This window comes from Endozoicomonas sp. ONNA1 (assembly GCF_024606325.1).
GTDB lineage: Bacteria > Pseudomonadota > Gammaproteobacteria > Pseudomonadales > Endozoicomonadaceae > Endozoicomonas_A.
In genome coordinates, this window is record NZ_JAHHPN010000974.1 from 1 (window position 1) to 1,767 (window position 1,767).

General features: G+C 46.9%; 1 protein-coding gene. It reads left to right on the forward strand.

Annotated elements, in window-relative coordinates; all coding sequences use genetic code 11:
• On the forward strand, positions 1–1,767 hold a 1,767-nt coding region (locus tag KDK19_RS23540), incomplete at both ends, for a hypothetical protein (protein WP_257293075.1).

Here is a 1,767-nt window from a genome sequence, read left to right on the forward strand (position 1 = left end):
AGCCCCCTGAACTGCAACGTTTGGGTCAATCACTCTTTGTCAATGATGAGGCTCTCCTGGCGGCAGCCACTTCTGCCTATATGCAGGTTCATGTCCTGGAAGAAAATTTACAACAGCAGGCCCTTAATGATCTGTTAGCACACAGCAAACCTGTCGGCTATGTTGTTCACGTCGAGGATGACACGCGGGTTTATCCAGCGCCTGCAGGTTACCCAAAGCTGGAAGTAAAAGAAGCTCCCGGGGAGGTTATTGTTTTCCGAGGCCAGAAGCCGAATCCCGATGATATCGCTTTTGTAGAAAACCTCTATAAACTCTGGGTAGAAGCTGAGACTAATACCCCCGCCCCTGCTGCAACATGGGTTAAAAAGTACAGGGTCAAAAGCTACCAGTACGCCATTCGGAGCAGGCAGATGGCACTGCTGGAGGGGTTTGCTGCGCGGCACGACGCCGGAGTTAACAAAGATCAACCGACAACGCTTACAGACGAAGATAAATTGGCAGTGCTTGCGCTTTCATACTACGAATGTCTCCAGCTGGCATTGTCCATTGCCACTCCAGCTCAGGCAGTCGAATTTGAATTCACACCAGAGCATGTCAGAGCCGCTTCGTCTGTCATCACGCCAACCTGGTTGCAGATTCAACTCGCCAAACACTTCAGTTTCAAACCCGCACTCAAAGAGCTTCTGATCAGTCAGAATTTCGTTAAAGGTATTATGAATCTTATACCCGTCGTCGTCGAATCACAGCTCGATGTTTTTAACCACAACGAACAGTTTGCTGCCAAAGTTGTGAGCAACATGGCCAGACAAACGGTTGAGTGGGAAAGACAGCTGCAAGAGCACATCGCAACAAAAAGCGAACTCATCCGGGTTAAAAACCAATTAGAGCTTATATCGGAGACAGCTACTGCCAATGAAAAGAAAAAACACAGAGCACTTGAGCTCAAGCAACAAGTTGAAGATGACCTCGTACTGATTCGTAAAGTGCTGAAAAAACTGGAAGAGCAGTCACAGAAACTTCAGTATAAAGTCGAACGAATCCAGTATCTGCAACAACACCTCCATGATGCCATAAAAGAAACCGGTATGGTTTACAACACACAACTGGCAGAGATGCTTGGTATTGATTACTGGGATGATAGCCAGCCACCAGAAGAACAAGCAAGACTGATCATAAAGAGAATTCATGAAATCAAAAGATCGGTTGCTGTAACAGATGCCGCAATAGAACAGCCTCTGGAAGAAGCTGTGAAAACAAAAATGGCCGACATTGAAAAGCAGCTCGATATTACTCCAAACAATGAAAACGATCTCAATGCACGTTATCAGTCCATCCTGCATTACCTGCAACAGCAGCTGCAACAACAGACAGAACGGATTGATGCTGTAATCCACAATCGCCTGGCCAAGATTCAACACCAGCTCGATCTGATCCCGGATATCGACAAGGAGCCTAAAGTCCGTTCCCTGACCATTCAGCAGTACACGAAGCAGAAGGCAGCTCAGGTCAATCAGGAAGGGTTTCTGCAACCGAGCCAAACAATAAATGAACAAGAGGACATAAAGAGTTCTTACACCAGGGCCAGAAAATCTGCGCTGGCAGCGACTTCCGCCCCTGATTCGAGTGAACTGAATCAAGACATCACGACAGAAGACCTCAATGCCCTGAAGTCAATGGTTTACAACACGCTTCTCAAGAATGCAGCATTGGAAGAAGAACTGAAAGACATCAGCATACCATGCCATTCAAAAGCCATGCCTGAAGTAC